The organism is Kocuria oceani, from assembly GCF_029524215.1.
Taxonomy (GTDB): domain Bacteria; phylum Actinomycetota; class Actinomycetes; order Actinomycetales; family Micrococcaceae; genus Kocuria; species Kocuria oceani.
Genome location: NZ_JARAMH010000017.1, coordinates 72,468 through 89,582, shown reverse-complemented (window position 1 = coordinate 89,582; position 17,115 = coordinate 72,468). Strand labels below are relative to the sequence as shown.

Genomic DNA, 17,115 nt, shown 5'->3' with positions numbered 1-17,115 from the left:
ACGCCCTCTACCCGCACATGACCGTGGCCGAGAACATGGGCTTCGCCCTGAAGATCGCCAAGGTCCCCGCCGAGGAGCGAAAGCGCCGGGTGGAGGAGGCCGCCAAGATCCTGGATCTGACCGACTACCTCGACCGCAAGCCCAAGGCCCTGTCCGGCGGGCAGCGCCAGCGGGTGGCGATGGGCCGGGCCATCGTGCGCTCCCCGCAGGTGTTCCTGATGGACGAGCCGCTGTCGAACCTGGACGCGAAGCTGCGCGTGCAGACCCGCACCCAGATCGCCTCCCTCACCCGCCGCCTGGGTGTGACCACCGTCTACGTCACCCACGACCAGGTCGAGGCGATGACCATGGGCGATAGGGTCGCCGTGCTCAAGGACGGGGTGCTGATGCAGGTCGACACCCCCCGGGCCCTCTACGACCGGCCCGCCACCGAGTTCGTCGCCGGGTTCATCGGCTCCCCGGCGATGAACCTCTTCCGCTCCCCGGTCACCGACACCGGGGTGAGCCTGGGCACCCTGGCCATCCCGCTGAGCCCCGCCCAGCGGGCGGCACTGACCGGCCACCAGGTCACCGTCGGGATCCGCCCCGAGGACCTCACCCCCGCCGGCGAGGGGCAGGGGCTGCCGATCGTGGCCGATGTGGTCGAAGAACTCGGCGCCGACGCCTTCGTCTACGGCCACCTCGCCCCGGTCACCGCCGCGAACACCATCGTGCAGATCGACCCCACCGCCGAGACCGACGGAACCGGCGAGGACGCCCCCGCCGCCCACGAGATCGTCGTGCGCGCCGAGGGCCGCACCCCACCCAAGGCCGGGTCCACCATCTGGGTCACCCCCACCCTGGACCACCTCCACCTCTTCGACACCACCACCGGCACCCGCCTGCCCGACTGACCACCCCCGGCACCACGAGACGACGGCAGCGGGCCCGGCACCTCCACGAGAGGCGCCGGGCCCGCTGCCGTCGTCCGCCGTGCGGAACGCGCGGTCGACAGGACCGCCCGACCCACCGGGCCGCCCCGGGCGTGGGTGGAGCCCGGACTCCCGGTCCGCCGACCGGGGCTCCGCGGCGCGGCAGCGCCCACCGCGAGGCGGGAAGTGTGACTGTTGACACACCGGCGCCCCGCCGATACGTTGGAAAGCGCATTCCCGCCGCGTCCGAGGAGATCCCGTGCCAGCCCAGACCGCTCCTGCCCAGACCGCCGAACCCCGCCGGGCGGACGCCCACGGGAAGGTCCCCGTCCGGATCTGCCTGGTGGGGATCGGGGGCTTCGGGGAGCGGCACCTGGCGAACATCCGCCGGCTCGAGGAGGAGGGCGGCGTCCGGCTCGTCGCGGCCGTCGACCGGCGCGCCGACGACGACGGGGCGCTCGGGGCCGACGTGCCGATGTTCGGCGACCTGGAGCAGCTGCGGGCCGCAGGACTCGACGTCGACGTGGTGGTGGTCTCCACCCCGATCGACACCCACTTCGACCTCGCCCTGACGGCCCTGGACCTGGGGGCCGACGTCCTGCTCGAGAAACCGCCGGTGGCCAACCTCGAGCAGTTCCATCGCCTCCTCGGCGCCGCCGAGGAGGCGGACCGTCTCGTCCAGGTGGGCTTCCAGAGCATCGGCTCCCACGCGCTGGGGCTCATCGACCGGCTGCTGGCGAGCGGGGAGATCGGGCGGCTGCGCGCCGTGGGCGCCACGGGCCTGTGGTCCCGGGACACCGGCTACTTCACCCGCTCCCCCTGGGCCGGCCGGCGCCGCATCGGCGGTGTGGACGTGGTGGACGGGGTGGTCACGAACCCCCTCGCCCACGCCGTCATGACCGCCCTGCACATCGCCGGGGCGCGGAGCGCCGAGGACGTCGCACAGCTGCGCACCGAGCTGTACCGCGCCAACGCGATCGAGTCCGACGACACCTCGGTGGTCCGGGTCCGCACCGCGTCCGGCGTCCCCGTCACGTGCGCCCTGACTCTGTGCGCCGCCGAGCAGCAGGACCCCTTCATCACCGTCGAGGGCACCGAGGGCCGGGCGGTCCTGCACTACACCCGCGACGAGCTGACCGTCTCCGGGCCGGAGGGCACGCGGACCGTCAGCTCCGGGCGCACCAACCTGCTGGAGAACCTGATCGCCGCCCGCCGCGACGGCGCCGCGCTGCTCTGCCCCCTGGCCGCCACGGGCGCCTTCATGCGGGTGCTCGACGCCGTGCGCACCGCCCCGGACCCCGTGCCGATCGACCCCGAGCACGTGCGGTGGCTCGAGGAGGGCGGGACCCGCTGCGCCGTCCTGCCCGGGGTCGAGGACTGGGCGGCCCGCGCGGTTGCGGCGCAGTCCGGCTTCACGGGGATCGGGGCGCCGTGGGCGGTCCCCGCCGCGACCGGCGAGCGCTTCGTGGTGGCGGGCCGCGAGGTCGCCCGGGTCCGCACGGGCGAGGGCATCGCCCCGACCTCCTCGCCGCGCCCGTTCCTGCACCCGGTCCGCACCCTCGGCGGCGTCACCGTCACGGACCAGCAGCCGCTGGACCACGTCTGGCACCTGGGCGTGAGCACCGCCCTGCAGGACGTGGACGGCCTCAACTTCTGGGGCGGGCGCACCTACACCCGCGAGGACCAGCGGTACGTGTGGCGGGACGACCACGGCCGTGTCCGCCGCGTCGCGGCCCACGCCACGGACACCCGGCTGGACGAGGAGCTGTCCTGGGCCGGCCCGGACGGCACCGCGGTCCTGGCCGAGGAGCGCCGCTGGACCTTCCGCCCCGTGACCGAGCACGCCTGGGAGCTCGGTCTGCGCTTCCGCCTCTCCCCGGCCGGGAACCGCCCCGTGCAGCTGGGCAGCCCGGGGGCCAACGGGCGCGCCGGCGGCGGCTACGGCGGGTTCTTCTGGCGCCTGCCGGCCTGCACGGACGCGGACGTGTTCACCGCGGCCGCCGCGGGCGAGGACGCCGTGCACGGAAGCGTGTCCCCGTGGCTGGCCTTCTCCGCCGAGTTCGCCGGGCGCCCCGCCACGCTCGTCCTGCGCCACGGAGGGCCGTCGACCGACCCGTGGTTCGTCCGCGTCTCGGGCTATCCGGGGGTGGGCCTCGCGCCGGCCTGGGACGCCCCGGTGACCACCGGCCCGGAGGCCCCGCTCGAGCGGGCGGTGCACGTCCTCGTGGTGGACGGCCGCCTGGACGCCACCGGGGTGCAGGCCCTGCTCGACGCTGCCGCCGAGAGCCGCGGCCCGGCCGAGAGCCCCGGAGCGTGAGCTCCTCGGGCGCCGATCGGCCGGAGAAGCGGCGCGGGGTCCTGCGCGTGCTCCAGGAGCACGGCGGGGACGCCGTGCTCCTGGAGAGCGCCACGGCGGTGTCCTGGTACCTCGACGGGGCCCGCGTGCACGTCTCCCTCGCCGGCCCGCCGGTGGCGTCCGTGCTGGTGCACCAGGACGGGGACGAGGTGGTGACCTCCGCCAGCGAGGCGGCCCGGCTCACGGCCGAGGAGCTGCCCGACGACGTCCGCCTGCACGAGCTGCCGTGGCACGCCGCCCCGGCCGCCCCGGAGAGCTGGTTCCCCGCCGCCCGCTCGATGGCGGTGCTCGCCGAGGACTGTCTCGCGGCCCCGCTCCGGGCCGCCCGCGCGTCCCTGCTGCCCGGGGAGACGCTGCGCTACGAGGCCCTGTGCCGGGTCGCCGCCGCCGTGCTCACGGACGTGCTGAGCCGGGCCACCCCGCACAGCACCGAGCGGGAGGTCGCCGCCGAGCTGTCCGCCGGGCTGGTGCGGCGCGGCGCGGAGCCGATCGTGCTGCTGTGCAGCGGCGCGCAGCGGCTGGCGCACCGCCACCCCCTGCCGACCGCGGCCCCGCTGGGGCGGCGGGCGATGGCCGTGGTCTGCGCCCGCCGCGGCGGGCTGATCGCCAACGTGACCCGCTGGGTCCGCTTCGGTCCCGCCACCGCGCAGGAGGCCGACGCGGAGGCGGGGATCGCGGAGGTCGAGGCCGACGTCCTGGACGCCCTGCGCCCCGGGCTGCCGCTCGCGGACGTGCTCCCGATCCTCCAGCGGGCCTATCCGCGCCACGGCTTCGACGCCGGGGAGTGGACCCGGCACCACCAGGGCGGCCCCGCCGGCTACGCGGGCCGCGATCCGCGGCTGGTCCCCGGTGTCCCGGACCGGGTGCACGAGCACCAGGCCTTCGCGTGGAACCCCTCCGCCCCCGGCGCGAAGATCGAGGACACCGTGCTGCTGGGCGCCGGCGGGCCCCGGCCGCTGTCGGTGGACCCCCGCTGGCCGGTCGTCCGGGTGCGCGGCCGGGACCGCCCCGCCACGCTCGAGCGCTGAACGGCGCCGGGCCGTGGCCCGGCCGGCCGCGGCCCGGGAGACGCCGATGACCGGCGCCGCGGTGCGCGAGGGGCAGGCGCCGTTGCCTCCTGCGGCCACCTCCACTAGATTGTGCTGACAGTCACACGACTGCCGCCATCGACGCGCGGCGGGAGAGACCCGCTCGGCCACACCGATCGGGCGCCGTAGGAGCAATTCCTCCCCGGGAAACTCTCAGGCCCAAGCACCGCCGCGCCGAGGCACCTCTGGAAAGTAGCGTGGCCTGGTCCGCGCTCGCCGACGGAGCAAGCCGCACCCCCTCCGGGTGCGGCGGAAACTCTCAGGCCGTGCAACAGATCGGGGAGGAACCCGCAGACCGCGCGAGCCCACCGCGCAGAAGCCCGGAGTTCCTCGATGACGACCACCTCGGCCCGCCGCGACCGCACCGGGGCGCGCCCGTGCCGCCGGAGGCGTCCGCGGGGACACCGCCTCCGTTGGAGGCCGACCCGTCCGCGGCGAGACCTCCCCGGAGAACCCGCCGTCGTCCCCCGAGCGCATGCCGCGGACGCCGCCGGTGGGCCCGTGCGAGTCACACCCGGTCCGGTGCGGCAGCCGCCGCCGGCCGTCGTCCAGCAGGGGAGCCGGGCCGCAGCGCAGCGGCCGACGCCCTCCCGTCATCCCGTCCACCCCGTCCCGGGGCCGCCACTCTGTTCTGGAGCACCACCATGGCCATCAGCGTCTTCGATCTGTTCACCGTGGGCATCGGCCCCTCGAGCTCGCACACCGTCGGGCCCATGCGCGCCGCCCGCCGCTTCGCCGGGACCCTGGTCGCCCAGGACCTCCTGGAGCGCACCGCCGACCTGCGCGTGGACGTCTACGGGTCGCTGTCCGCCACCGGTCGCGGCCACGGCACGTTCACCGCGATCCTGCTGGGTCTGGAGGGCTACGACCCGGAGCAGGTCCGCCCCGACGAGGTGGAGGAGCGGCTGGCCGACATCGCCGGCACCGGGAGGCTGCGGCTGTGCGCGGCCCTCGGGCACCGCAGGGACCTCCGCTACGGCGTCGCGGACATGGTGCAGCACCCGCTGACCGTGCTGGAGCGGCACACCAACGGCATGCGCTTCCAGGCGCTCGACGCGGACGGAACCGTGCTCGCCGGCGAGACCTGGTTCTCCGTGGGCGGCGGGTTCATCGTCCGGGAGGGCGAGGAGGACACCGCCGCGGCCGAGCTGGAGGCCGCCAGCGCACAGGTGCCCCACCCCTTCCGCACCGCCCGGGAGCTGCTGGGCCACTGCGCGGGCACCGGCCGGCCGATCAGCGAGGTGATGCTGGCCAACGAGCGGACGTGGCGCCGTGAGGACGAGATCCGGGAGCAGCTGCTGCACATCTGGGCCGTGATGGAGGAGTGCAAGGACTCCAGCCTCCGGCGCACGGGCCCGCTGCCCGGAGGGCTGGACGTCGCCCGCCGCGCCCCGGAGTGGCACCGGCGGCTGCGCACCGAGGACCCGGACCGGGACCCGGGCTTCTGGCCGGAGTGGGTGAACCTCGTGGCCCTGGCGGTCAACGAGGAGAACGCCTCCGGCGGCCGGGTGGTCACCGCCCCCACCAACGGGGCGGCCGGCATCATCCCGGCGGTGCTGTTCTACGCCACCCACTACTCCCCCGCGGCCCGGGCCGCCGCCGCCGAGGGCCCGGAGGCGCTCGAGGCCGCCCGGCAGGACCTCGTGGTCCGGTTCCTGCTCACGGCCGGGGCGGTCGGGGTGCTCTACAAGGAGCAGGCCTCGATCTCCGGGGCCGAGGTCGGCTGCCAGGGCGAGGTGGGGTCCGCCTCCTCGATGGCCGCCGCCGGCCTGGCGGAGGTCCTCGGCGGCACGCCCGCCCAGGTGGAGAACGCCGCCGAGATCGCCATGGAGCACAACCTCGGGCTGACCTGCGACCCGATCGGCGGCCTGGTGCAGATCCCGTGCATCGAGCGCAACGCGATCGCCGCGGCCAAGGCCATCAACGCCGCCAAGATGGCCATGTGGGGGGACGGCACGCACCGGGTCAGTCTCGACCAGGTCATCGTGACGATGCGCGAGACCGGCAAGGACATGAGCCACAAGTACAAGGAGACCGCCCTGGGCGGACTCGCCGTCAACGTCGTGGAGTGCTGACCCGCCCCCGTCCCGCGGCGGAGGGACCGCCCGCGCGGCCTCCCCGCCGCGCCGGCCGCCGCGAACCGCCCGGGCGGGCACGTCGTCCGTGGTCGGCACGTCATCAAGGGGCACACTGTGCCCCGGACTGGACAAAGGTCTAGCCTCGTGCCGAGGAGGTTTGCAGATGAGAATGACCTTGGCGGACGTGGTGGCCGCTCTCGGCGTGCTGATGACGGCCCCCGCGATGGCCGGCATGGGACTCACGCTCCTCGGGGGCCGGGCCCCGTACGACCTGCTCGTCGGCACGGTGGTGCTCGGCGTCGTCCTCACGATCGCCGGTCTGGTGCCCCGCTTCGAGCAGCACCGGCTCGGCTGGGCGAGCCAGACGGACGCGCTGCTGCGGGCCCGGCAGCAGGCCCGGCGCACCCCCGACGCCCCCGGTGACCAGGGGCCGGCGGGGTCAGACCGCGGCCTCCTGCAGGGCGGGCAGCGCCTGCTGCCGCAGCGCCAGGCCGAGTCCGGGGCGGTCCAAGAGCTCCAGCCGTGACCCCGTGACGCGCACCGGGGACGGCCCGGCCAGGACGCCGAGATCGGCGAACCCCGCGTCCTCGACCACCTCCACCATGGTCGGCTCCGCGAGGGTCAGCGCCAGCTGCCCCGAGAGCTCCGGCAGCAGGTGGGGGGCGATCCCCACGTTGTGGGTGCGGGCGAGCTCCACGATCCGCCGGAAGGGAGTGATGCCGCCCACCCGTACGATGTTCGGCTGGACGATGTCCACGGCCCCGGCGGCGATGAAGTCCCGGAACCGGTAGACGTTGTGCAGGTTCTCCCCGAGCGCGATGGGCACGCGGCTGAACCGTCGCAGCTGGCGGTAGCCCTCGAGGTCGTCCGCGCGCAGCGGCTCCTCCAGCCACGAGGGCGCGAAGGGCTCCAGCGCGTCCAGGGCCCGGCGGGCCGTGGGCAGGTCCCAGCGCTGGTTGGCGTCGATCATCAGGCCGCGGTCGGGGCCGAGCAGCTCGCGCACGGCGGCCACGCGCTCGACGTCCTCGCGCAGGTCGGGCCGGCCCACCTTGATCTTGACGGCGCCGAAGCCCGCGGCGACCCAGCGGCGCACCTGCTCCCGCAGCTCGTCGAGCTCGTAGTGCAGGTTCACGCCGGAGCCGTAGACGGCCACGTCCTGCTGCCGCCGGCCCAGCAGCGCGGGCACGGACAGGCCGGCCCGCCGGGCCCGCAGGTCCCACAGGGCCAGGTCGATCCCCGCGAGGGCGATGCCGGTGAGCCCCGTGCCGCCCTCGTGCAGGAACTTCCAGGCGTCGTCCCACAGCACCTCCGGGTGCTCGTCACGGCCGCGGACGAAGGCGGCGAGGTCGTCGTCGAGCAGCGCCTGCACGGCGCGCGCCCCGATGGTCGGGGTCCAGGAGAAGCCGGTGCCGGTGGCGCCGTCGTCGGCCACGACCGTGACGGCGATCAGGTGGTTGCGCGGGGCCTCGGGGCCCCAGCTGCGCAGCAGCCGGGCGGTGATCAGCTCGGTGTGCACGGCGGCGATGCTCATGCGGTGTCCTTCCCGTGCCGCCCGGCGCCGGCGAGCTCCCCGGAGACCGGGTCACCGGCGTCCTCGCGGAGCTCGGTGCGCCAGGAGCGCGCCGGCTCCCAGCCCAGCTCCTCGCGGGCCTTGTCGATGCTGAAGGCCGGCGCCGTCCCGGTCAGGCCCGCGGCGAGCTCCTCGCTGCCGGGGACGAACTGCGGGATCAGCTCCGCCAGCGGGCGCCGGGCCAGGGCGTCGGCGGCGCCCACGAAGAAGGTGTCCCCGTTGCGGACGGCGCCCATCCCCTCGAGCAGCGCCTCGAGGAAGGTGGTGACGTCCCGGGCGTCCACGTAGTTGAACAGCGCCGGCGCGGCCAGCGCCGGGTCGTCCAGGCGCTCGCGCACGGTGTGCCCCTGCTGGGTCGGCGCGCCGGCCCACTCCTCGGGGGCGATCACGTAGCAGGGGCGGAAGGAGGCGTAGCGCACGCTCCCGCCGCGGGCCGCGGCGAACATCTGCGCGACCTGCTCGGCGACGTGCTTGGACAGCCCGTAGGCGTGCCACGGCCGCGGCGGGGTGTCCTCGGTCAGCGGGAGGGCGGGCGGCAGCCAGCCGGCCGGGGAGCCGTAGCCCAGCACGGTGGGGCTGCTGGCCATCACGATCCGGCGGGCCCCGGCCTCGGTGGCGGCCTCGGCCACGGTGTGGGCGATCACGGCGTTGGTCTGCAGGATGACGTGCTCGGGGGCGCTGAAGGGCACGGCGATGGCCGCGAGGTTGACCACCGCGTCCGGGCGCTCCGCGCGCATCAGCGCGAGCGTGGCCCCGGGGTCGGTGAGCTCGGCGGCCCGGTGCTCGACGGCCCGGTGCGCGGCCGCCCGCTGCGCCTCGGGCGGCAGGGCGCGGTCGACGCTGACGACGTCGTAGCCGGCCTCCGCCAGCCCGGCGACGACGCTGCGCCCGAGCCGGCCGGACCCGCCGGTGACCACCACCCGGGTCATGCCGGGACTCCGCTGCGCCGGTCCGCGGCGGTGCTGCCGAGGTCCAGGTCGGCGATCCGCACCGGTGCGCCCGTCTCGAGGGAGCGGTTGCCGGCGATGCCCACGGACACGGCCGCCACGCCGTCGCGGTAGCCGGAGGGCCGGCCGTAGGGGTCCTCCCCCGGTCCCCGGAACACGTCGGCGAGCAGGAGCCGGTCCCCGCCGCCGTGGCTGCCGGAGCCGTTGCGGACGGGCACCTCCTCGGCGGTCCCCCAGTGCCGCTGGACGACCAGCCGCTCGCCGCGCCGCCGGGCCCCGCCCTGCTCCGCCCCGGCCGTGACCGAGGGGTCCACCGGGGTCCCGCCGGCGGCGGGCAGCACGGCCGCGCGCTCCACGACCTCCAGCTCGGCCCGGCCCTCGGTGCCGTTGACGGCCACCCGGTAGCCCTCCCAGGGCGAGTGGGCGTTGAGTGAGTAGGACAGGGTGGCGCCGCGGGCGTAGTCGACCACGAGCGCGAGGTTGTCCTCGATGGTGATCCCGTCGGAGAACACGTCCTGGTCCCGGCGGTAGCCGTCGTGGTGCTGGTGGTCGAGGTAGAGCCGGCTGAGCCGCTCGTCGGAGCGCAGGTCCAGGGCGAAGGGGTCGCCGTCCGGTCCGGCGGCACGGGGGGCGCCGGCCCGCGCGCGGGCCTCGGCGTTGTCCCGCCCGTAGAAGCGGAGGCCGCCGGAGGCGTAGACCCGCTCCGGGGCGTCGGCCAGCCACCAGTTGACGAGGTCGAAGTGGTGGGAGGACTTGTGCACCAGCAGCCCGCCGGAGTTCTGCTTCTGCCGGTGCCAGCGGCGGAAGTAGTCGGCGCCGTGGACGGTGTCCAGCACCCAGCTGAAGTCCACGGAGGTGACCGTGCCGAGCGCCCCGGACTGCACGACGTCCTTGAGCGCGGTGTTGCGCGGGGAGTAGCGGTAGTTGAACGTGACCACCACGTGCCGGCCCGTCTCCTCCACGGCCGCGGTGACGCGGCGGCAGCCCTCCGCGTCGATGGTCAGGGGCTTCTCGACGACGGCGTCCGCGCCGGCGCGCAGGGTCTCGCAGATGTAGTCGGCGTGGGTGGCGTCGGGGGTGGTGATCACGACCCGGTCGATGGCCTGCTCGCGGATCGTGCGGGTGAGCGCCGCGGGGTCGAAGACCTGGACCGGCACTCCTGCGGTCTCCTCGACCAGCCGGCGGTAGTGCTCGGCCCGCCCGGGGTTGCTGTCGCCCACCGCCACCAGCTCGGCGACGTCGGCGTGGTCGTCCAGCAGCGAGCGGAGGTACATCTCGCACCGGTGGCCGGTGCCGACCAGGAGGTAGCGGGTCCGCCCCTCCCGCGGTGCCGTGCCGTCCGGGCCGGTGGGGTCTGCGCTGCGCATCGAGTGCTCCTTCTGCTGGGGTGGGTGGTCTTCGGTGGGGCTCCGTGCCGGCGGTCCCGGCGGCACGGAGCCCGGGCGGGTCACTTGATGCCGGTGGTGGCGATGCCCTTGACGAGGAACTTCTGTCCCACGAGGAAGGCGATGAACACCGGCAGCAGGGACACGATCGACATCGCGAACAGCGAGCCCCAGGAGGACTCCCCGGTGGCGTCCACGAAGGCGCGCAGCGCCACCGGGACGGTGAACATGTTCGGGTCGGTCAGGTAGATCAGGGCGCTGAAGAAGTCGTTCCAGGTCCAGATGAACGTGAAGATCGTGGTGGTGGCCAGGGCCGGGACCATCATCGGCAGGATGATCTGCCCGAAGATCCGGGCGTGGCCGGCGCCGTCGATCCGGGCCGCCTCGTCCATGTCCCGCGGGATGCCGCGGATGAACTGGACCATGAGGAAGACGAAGAACGCGTCCGTGGCGAGCAGCTTCGGCACGATCAGCGGCCAGAAGGTGTTCACCCACCCGATCTGGGAGAACATGATGTACTGCGGCACGATCACCACGTGGAACGGCAGCATGATCGTGAGGAGCATCAGGGCGAAGGCCGGCTTCTTGAAGCGGAACTCCAGCCGGGCGAAGGCGTAGGCGGCCATCGAGCAGGAGACCAGGTTGCCCACGATGCACCCGAGCACCACGACCGCGGAGTTGAACAGGTACACGCTGAACGGGCTGGACAGGGCGGTCCACCCGTCCGTGTAGTTGGCGCTCTCGAAGGTCTCGAGCAGGATGCCCGGCTCGCGGAAGATGATGTCGTTGGGGCGCAGGGAGCTGGCCAGCATCCACAGCAGCGGGTAGATCATCACCCCGCCCGTGAGGATCAGCGCCAGGTGCTTGAGCAGGGAGCGGATCCGCCCCCGGCCGCCGGGGCCGCGGGACCGGCGGTTCGCCGCGCCCTCCGTCGGGGCCGGGGCGGCGTCCTGCTCGGCCGTCGGGGCGGGGTCGTAGGCGATTGTCGAGTTAGTCATCGTAGAACACCCAATACTTAGACGCGATGAAGTTGAGAGCGGTGAACGCCCCGATGATGACGAGCAGCAGCCAGGCCATGGCCGCGGCGTAGCCCATGTCGAACTGGCCGAAGCCGGTCTGATAGAGGTACAGCGTGAAGAACATCGTCGAGTCGGAGGGCCCTCCCCGGCCGCCGGAGACGATGAAGGCCTGGGTGAAGGACTGGAACGCCTGGATGATCTGCAGCACCAGGTTGAAGAAGATGATGGGGCTCAGCAGGGGCAGCGTGATCCGGAGGAACTGCGTGACCTTGCCGGCGCCGTCGATGGAGGCCGCCTCGTAGTACATGGTGGTGATCTGCCGCAGGCCCGCCAGGAAGATGATCATCGGGGCCCCGAAGGTCCACACGTGCAGCAGGATGATGCTGCCGAGGGCCGTGCGGGGGTCCGAGATCCACCCGATGCCCTCGATGCCGACGAGGGCCAGCACCTGGTTGACAAGCCCGCTGGTCCCGAACAGCTGCTTCCACAGGATCGCGATCGCCACGGAGGCGCCGAGCAGGGACGGCAGGTAGAAGACCGAGCGGTAGAACGCCAGGCCGCGCAGGCCCCGGTCCAGGACCATGGCGATCGCCAGGGCGAGCGCCAGCTGCAGCGGGACCCCCACGAACACGTAGGTGAAGGTCACCTTCAAGGAGTTGTGCAGCCGCGCGTCCTCGAGCATCCGGGAGAAGTTCTCCAGGCCGATCCAGTCCGGGGAGCGCATCAGGTTGTAGTCGGTGAAGGAGAGGTAGAGCGACATCAGCATGGGGCCGAGGGTGATGACCACGAGCCCCACGATCCAGGGCGCCAGGAACACCGCCGCCGCCTTGTTGTCCCGCCGGTCGGCGCGGGATCCCTGCCGGCCGGCCGCCGCGCGCTTCCCGCGGCCCCCGGGCAGGCCCTTCCGGGTGATCTCCTCGACGGCGCTCATACCGGGACCGCCCCTCGGCGCAACCGCGGCCGGGAGGCCCGGAGCGGCTCGGTGTGGATGTGCCTCGTTGTCATCGGTCTCTCCTCGGAACGGGTGGGAAAGCGTTTTCCACATCTGCATTGCCCTCAAGGCTAGAGGTCGCGCAGTGTGACGTCAACCACAATGGCGGATGGATCCGGTCATGTCGTCGTGCGTCCGGACCGGCGCGTCGCCCCCGCCCCGGGACGGCGCGCGGTCGAGCTGCCGGAGGGCCGCGGCCACGGCCGGCCCCGCGTAGTGGCTCGCCCGCGCCCGGGCCGCGTCCTCGGAGGGGGCGACGTCCACGAGGGACGCGGCGGCCCCGACGCCGGCCTCGCGCAGCTGCCGGGCGGACAGGGACAGCCGCCCGGCGACCGCCACGACGGGGATGCCCCGGGCCGCGGCCAGCGCCGCGGCGGCCAGCGGCGCCTTGCCCTGCAGCGACTGCTCGTCCAGCGAGCCCTCCCCGACCAGCAGCAGGTCGGCCCCCCGCAGGCGCTCCTCGAGACCCACGAGCGCGGCCACGAGCTCGAAGCCCCCCTCCAGCACGGCGGGCGTCAGGGCCAGGAAGCCGGACGGGAATCCGCCGGCGGCTCCCGCGCCCGGGACCCGGAAGGGCCGGGTCCCGGGCGTGCCGGCCAGCAGGGCGGCCCAGCGCCGCAGCGCGGCGTCGAGCTCGGCGCGGGCTCCGGCGTCGGCACCCTTCTGCCCCGCGAAGACGTGGGCGGCGCCGGCGGACCCGTACAGGGGGTTCCGGACGTCCACCGCCAGCCGCAGCCGCACCGACCGCAGCCGGGGGTCCAGCCCGGAGGTGTTCAGCCGGGCGGCCCGCAGCAGGCCGGCGCCGCCCAGCGGCACGGGAGCGCCGCCGTCGTCGAGCACCTCCAGCCCGAGCGCCCGCAGGGCGCCGGAGCCCCCGTCGGTCATCGCCGAGCCGCCCAGGGCGACCACGACGTCCGAGGCCCCGGCGTCCAGCGCCGCCCGGATCAGCTGGCCGCAGCCGTAGCTGTGCGCCGCACGGGCCGTGGCCGGGCTCGGCCGGACCTGGTCGAGCCCGGCGGCCTCGGCGGACTCGACCACCGCGGTGGTGCTGCCGTCCTCGGCCGTGCGCAGCGCCCAGCGCGCCCGCACGCGGGACCCGAGCGCGCCCCGGACCGGCGTCCGGCGCAGCTGCGCACCGGCCGCCACGGCGGCGTCCACCGTGCCCTCGCCGCCGTCGGCGAGCGGGACCGTGCTGATCCGGGCCCCGGGCCAGTGCCGCCGGACCCCGGCCGCGAGGGCCTCGGCCGCCTCGGGGGCCGTGAGCGTGCCCTTGAACTTGTCCGGCGCCACGACCACCCGGGGGCGTCCGCCGTCCTCAGGCGGGGGCACGAGCGGGCTCGCCCGTCAGGGACGGCAGGACGAGGGACGCCCAGCGCTGCTTCATCACGGCGAGCGTGACGTCGGCGTCCCGGTCGAAGATCTCCTGGTTGAAGATCTCCACCTCCACCGGGCCCGTGTAGCCCGCGGCGGCGACCCAGCGGCCGATCGTGGCGAAGTCGATCACCCCGTCGCCCATCATCCCGCGGGAGAGGAGGGCGTCGGCGGCGATCGGCAGGTTGAAGTCGCACACCTGGTAGGACGCCAGCCGGCCCTCGGCCCCGGCCCGGGCGATCTGCGCCTCCAGCTCGGGGTCCCACCACACGTGGAAGGTGTCGACCACCACGCCCACGGCCTCCGGGGGATGGGGGGCGGCGTAGTCCAGCGCCTGCTTCAGGGTGGAGAGCACGGCCCGGTCCGCGGCGTACATGGGGTGCAGCGCCTCGAGCACCAGGCGGACCCCGTGCTCCCGGGCGAAGGGCACGAGCTCGGCCAGCCGGTCGGCCACGCGGGCGCGGGCGGCCGCCAGGTCCTTGTCGCCGCGGTCGCCGGTGCCGCCGAGGACGTGGGCGGCGGCGGGCAGACCGCCGACGACCATGATCAGCTCGCCGGTGCCCAGGGCCGCGGCCTCGCGGATCGCGGCCCGGTTGTCCTCGAGGGCCGCCCGCTGCCCCGCCTCGTCGGCCGCCGTGAGGAAGCCGCCCCGGCAGAGGCTGGAGACCTGCAGGCCGGCGCGGGAGATCATCCGCGCCGCCTCCTCCAGGCCGGCCTCGGCCACGCGGTCGCGCCACACGCCGATGTGTCCGAGCCCGGCCCGGGCCGTGGCGTCGACGGCCTGCTGCAGGTTCAGCCGGCGGGTGGTGCCCGTGTTCAGCGACAGCTGGAAGTCCGCGCTCACGCCGCACCTCCCGTGCCGCCGGCGGGGACCAGGGCCGGGGCCCCGGCTCCGGCGACGTCCAGGAAGGCGTCCATCCGCCGGGCCGCCAGCTCGGGGTCGAGCAGCAGCCCGGCGCGGTCGGCCAGCTCGAAGACCCGCACGAGGTGCGGCACCGAGCGCCCGGAGTGGAGACCGCCGACCATCTGGTAGCCGGGCTGGTGCCCGTTGAGCCAGGAGAGGAAGGCGATGCCGGACTTGTAGTAGAAGGTCGGGGCGCCGAAGACGTGGCGCCCGAGGGCCTCCGTGGAGTCGAGGATCGCCCGCGCCCGGTCCGGCTGCCCGGCGTCGTAGGCCTGCAGCGCGGTGGAGGCGGCCGGGTAGATGCCGGCGAAGATGCCCAGCAGGGCGTCGGAGTGCCGAGTGCCGTCGCCGTGGACGAGCTCGGGGTAGTTGAAGTCGTCCCCGGTGTAGAGGCGGACCCCGTCCGGCAGCGCCGCCCGCAGCCGGGTCTCGTGCCCGGCGTCCAGCAGGGAGACCTTGACGCCGTCGACCTTCTCCGGGCGGGACCGGATCAGCTGCAGGAACGTCTCCGTGGCGGTCTCGACCTCCTCGCTGCCCCAGTACCCGGTGAGGGCCGGGTCGAACATCGTGCCGAGCCAGTGCAGGACCACCGGGTGCCGGACCTCGTCGAGCAGGCCGGTGTAGACCCGCAGGTAGTCCTCCGCGCCGCGCGCCGCGCGGACCAGCGCCCGGGAGGCCATCAGCACGACCTTGGCCCCGGCGCCCTCCACGACCGCCAGCTGCTCGCGGTAGGCGGCCTCGACGGCCTGCAGCCCGGCTTCGCCCGGGACGATCCCGGCCGGGTCCAGCTGGTCCGTGCCGGCTCCGCACGCGATGAGGTCGCGCACCGTGCGGCCCCGCAGGCCGGCGTGCCCGGCGGTCAGCGCGGCGGCCGCCTCGGCGGTGGAGCGGCGGATCAGCTCCTGGGTGGCAGGCCAGTCCAGGCCCATGCCCCGCTGGGCGGTGTCCATGGCGTCGGCCACGCCCAGCCCGTAGGACCAGACGTCGTGGCGGAAGCCCAGGGTCGCGTCCCAGTCCAGCTGCGCCGGCGCCCCGGGGGTGTTGTCCCCGAGGACGTGCGGGACGACGTGCGCCGCGGCATAGGCCCTGCGCGAGCCGATCGGGGCCTGCGGGCGGGTCCAGGCCCCCGGTTCGGAGAGCACGTGCTCGGTGCGGGAGCCGGTGCCGTCCGGCAGGTGCACGGCGGTCACCGGAGCGCTCCGGCGGTCTCGGGGTCCGCCGCCCGGTCCGCGTCCTCGCCGGCCTCCGGGGTGAGCTCCAGCTCCGGGATGTCGACGGTGCGGCGCTCGGCCGAGGACTGCAGGCCCAGCTCCGCGAGCTGGACGCCGCGGGCGGCCGAGAGCAGACCGAAGCGGTGCTCGCGCCCGGCGACGACGTCGGCGAGGAACTCCTCCCACTGCGCCTTGAAGCCGTTGTCCAGCTCGGCGTTGGCGGGCACCTCCAGCCACTGGTCCCGGAAGGACTCGGTGACGGGCAGGTCCGGGTTCCACACCGGCTTGGGCGTGTGGGCGCGCTGCTGGGCCACGCACTTGGTCAGCCCGGCGACGGCCGAGCCGTGCGTGCCGTCCACCTGGAACTCCACGAGCTCGTCGCGGTACACGCGCACGGCCCAGGAGGAGTTGATCTGCGCGATCACGGGGTCCCCGGCGGGCGTCTCGCACTCGAAGACGCCGTAGGCGGCGTCGTCGGCGGTGGCCGGGTACTCGTGGCCCTGCTCGTCCCAGCGGGCGGGGATGTGCGTCACCGCCGTGGAGGTGACCGACCGCACCGGGCCCACGATCCCCTCCAGGACGTAGTTCCAGTGGCAGTACATGTCCGTGGTCATCGAGCCCCCGTCCTCGCGCCGGTAGTTCCACGAGGGGCGCTGGGCCTCCTGGTGCTCGCCCTCGAAGACCCAGTAGCCGAACTCCCCGCGCACGGAGAGGATCCGGCCGAAGAAGCCCTCGTCCACCAGCCGGCGCAGCTTCACCAGCCCGGGCAGGTAGAGCTTGTCGTGGACCACCCCGGCGGTCACCCCGCTCTCCCGGCCGACGCGCGCGAGCTCCACGGCCTCCCGCAGCGTCTCGGCGGTCGGCTTCTCGGTGAACACGTGCTTGCCGGCGGACATGGCCTTCCGGAGGGTGCTCGCTCGCAGGCTGGTCATGGAGGCGTCGAAGACGATGTCCACCGTGGGGTCGGCGATGAGGGCGTCGAGATCGGTGCTCCAGTGCTCGACCCCGTGCCGGCGGGCCAGCTCCTCGAGCTTCGCGGCGCTGCGGCCCACGAGGATCGGCTCGACGGTGACGCGGCTGCCGTCGGGCAGCGTGATCCCGCCCTGGTCCCGGATGGGCAGGATCGAGCGCAGCAGGTGCTGCCGGTAGCCCATGCGGCCGGTGACGCCGTTCATGGCGATGCGTAGGACTCGGGGTTGGGACATCGTCCACTCCAAACGGTTGGGAGATTTGCAGGAAAGCGCTTTCCACTCTAGAGTTGCTCCAGTGTGACTGTCAACACAT

At 74.6% G+C, this 17,115-nt stretch carries 14 protein-coding genes and 1 riboswitch; of the genes, 5 read left to right on the top strand and 9 right to left on the bottom strand.

Features of this window, described 5'->3' with window-relative positions:
* The 5 genes from PU704_RS16245 to PU704_RS16225 all read left to right on the top strand — a co-directional run.
* On the top strand, positions 1–893 hold an 893-nt coding region (locus PU704_RS16245), incomplete at its 5' end, for an ABC transporter ATP-binding protein (protein WP_277552018.1).
* A 277-nt stretch (positions 894–1,170) separates the two neighbouring features.
* Positions 1,171–3,228, top strand: coding sequence for a DUF6807 family protein (locus PU704_RS16240; RefSeq protein WP_277552017.1), 2,058 nt, complete (start codon positions 1,171–1,173; stop codon positions 3,226–3,228).
* Entirely contained in the window at positions 3,225–4,295 is a 1,071-nt protein-coding gene (locus tag PU704_RS16235; RefSeq protein ID WP_277552016.1) for a M24 family metallopeptidase, read from the top strand. Before PU704_RS16240 ends, PU704_RS16235 begins: the two co-directional genes overlap by 4 nt.
* 139 nt (positions 4,296–4,434) lie before the next feature.
* Positions 4,435–4,534, top strand: a riboswitch (glycine riboswitch).
* 465 nt (positions 4,535–4,999) lie between these two features.
* Positions 5,000–6,430 carry an L-serine ammonia-lyase gene (locus tag PU704_RS16230; protein WP_047803099.1) on the top strand — a complete coding sequence of 477 codons (1,431 nt, stop codon included), beginning with the start codon at positions 5,000–5,002 and terminating at the stop codon, positions 6,428–6,430.
* A 166-nt stretch (positions 6,431–6,596) separates the two neighbouring features.
* On the top strand, positions 6,597–6,959 hold the full coding sequence (locus PU704_RS16225; RefSeq protein WP_139318461.1) for a hypothetical protein: 363 nt from the start codon (positions 6,597–6,599) through the stop codon (positions 6,957–6,959).
* On the opposite strand, the gene PU704_RS16220 is transcribed toward PU704_RS16225, so the two are convergent.
* The 9 genes from PU704_RS16220 to PU704_RS16180 all read right to left on the bottom strand — a co-directional run bounded on the left by PU704_RS16220 (position 6,873) and on the right by PU704_RS16180 (position 17,036).
* Positions 6,873–7,964, bottom strand: coding sequence for a mandelate racemase/muconate lactonizing enzyme family protein (locus PU704_RS16220; protein WP_075871625.1), 1,092 nt, complete (start codon positions 7,962–7,964; stop codon positions 6,873–6,875). The genes PU704_RS16225 and PU704_RS16220 overlap by 87 nt on opposite strands.
* The gene (locus PU704_RS16215) at positions 7,961–8,932 is read right to left on the bottom strand and encodes an NAD-dependent epimerase/dehydratase family protein (protein ID WP_277552015.1); all 972 of its coding nucleotides are present in this window, start codon (positions 8,930–8,932) and stop codon (positions 7,961–7,963) included. The genes PU704_RS16220 and PU704_RS16215 overlap by 4 nt, the downstream gene beginning before the upstream one ends.
* On the bottom strand, positions 8,929–10,317 hold the full coding sequence (locus tag PU704_RS16210) for a Gfo/Idh/MocA family protein (protein WP_277552014.1): 1,389 nt from the start codon (positions 10,315–10,317) through the stop codon (positions 8,929–8,931). Before PU704_RS16210 ends, PU704_RS16215 begins: the two co-directional genes overlap by 4 nt.
* An 80-nt stretch (positions 10,318–10,397) precedes the next feature.
* Positions 10,398–11,333 (bottom strand): carbohydrate ABC transporter permease, encoded by a 936-nt coding sequence (locus tag PU704_RS16205; protein ID WP_075871628.1) that lies wholly within the window; start codon positions 11,331–11,333, stop codon positions 10,398–10,400.
* Positions 11,326–12,285 (bottom strand): carbohydrate ABC transporter permease, encoded by a 960-nt coding sequence (locus PU704_RS16200; RefSeq protein ID WP_277552013.1) that lies wholly within the window; start codon positions 12,283–12,285, stop codon positions 11,326–11,328. Before PU704_RS16200 ends, PU704_RS16205 begins: the two co-directional genes overlap by 8 nt.
* Positions 12,286–12,438: 153 nt before the next feature.
* A complete protein-coding gene (locus PU704_RS16195; protein ID WP_075871629.1) occupies positions 12,439–13,674 on the bottom strand; it encodes a glycerate kinase in 1,236 nt (411 codons plus the stop codon).
* Positions 13,661–14,560, bottom strand: a complete 900-nt coding sequence (locus tag PU704_RS16190) for a sugar phosphate isomerase/epimerase family protein (RefSeq protein WP_075871630.1) — start codon at positions 14,558–14,560, stop codon at positions 13,661–13,663. Before PU704_RS16190 ends, PU704_RS16195 begins: the two co-directional genes overlap by 14 nt.
* Positions 14,557–15,810: a dihydrodipicolinate synthase family protein gene (locus tag PU704_RS16185; protein ID WP_047803107.1), complete on the bottom strand. Its 1,254-nt coding sequence runs from the start codon at positions 15,808–15,810 to the stop codon at positions 14,557–14,559. The genes PU704_RS16190 and PU704_RS16185 overlap by 4 nt, the downstream gene beginning before the upstream one ends.
* On the bottom strand, positions 15,807–17,036 hold the full coding sequence (locus PU704_RS16180) for a Gfo/Idh/MocA family protein (protein WP_047803108.1): 1,230 nt from the start codon (positions 17,034–17,036) through the stop codon (positions 15,807–15,809). The genes PU704_RS16185 and PU704_RS16180 overlap by 4 nt, the downstream gene beginning before the upstream one ends.
* Positions 17,037–17,115: the final 79 nt, after the last annotated feature.

What these genes read in the sequence shown, in the direction of transcription:
- PU704_RS16230 (WP_047803099.1), top strand. Translation starts at nt 5,000, where the DNA reads ATGGCCATCAGCGTCTTCGATCTGTTCACCGTGGGCATCGGCCCCTCG.
- PU704_RS16225 (WP_139318461.1), top strand. Translation starts at nt 6,597, where the DNA reads ATGAGAATGACCTTGGCGGACGTGGTGGCCGCTCTCGGCGTGCTGATG.
- PU704_RS16220 (WP_075871625.1), bottom strand. Translation starts at nt 7,964, where the DNA reads ATGAGCATCGCCGCCGTGCACACCGAGCTGATCACCGCCCGGCTGCTG.
- PU704_RS16215 (WP_277552015.1), bottom strand. Translation starts at nt 8,932, where the DNA reads ATGACCCGGGTGGTGGTCACCGGCGGGTCCGGCCGGCTCGGGCGCAGC.
- PU704_RS16210 (WP_277552014.1), bottom strand. Translation starts at nt 10,317, where the DNA reads ATGCGCAGCGCAGACCCCACCGGCCCGGACGGCACGGCACCGCGGGAG.
- PU704_RS16205 (WP_075871628.1), bottom strand. Translation starts at nt 11,333, where the DNA reads ATGACTAACTCGACAATCGCCTACGACCCCGCCCCGACGGCCGAGCAG.
- PU704_RS16200 (WP_277552013.1), bottom strand. Translation starts at nt 12,285, where the DNA reads ATGAGCGCCGTCGAGGAGATCACCCGGAAGGGCCTGCCCGGGGGCCGC.
- PU704_RS16180 (WP_047803108.1), bottom strand. Translation starts at nt 17,036, where the DNA reads ATGTCCCAACCCCGAGTCCTACGCATCGCCATGAACGGCGTCACCGGC.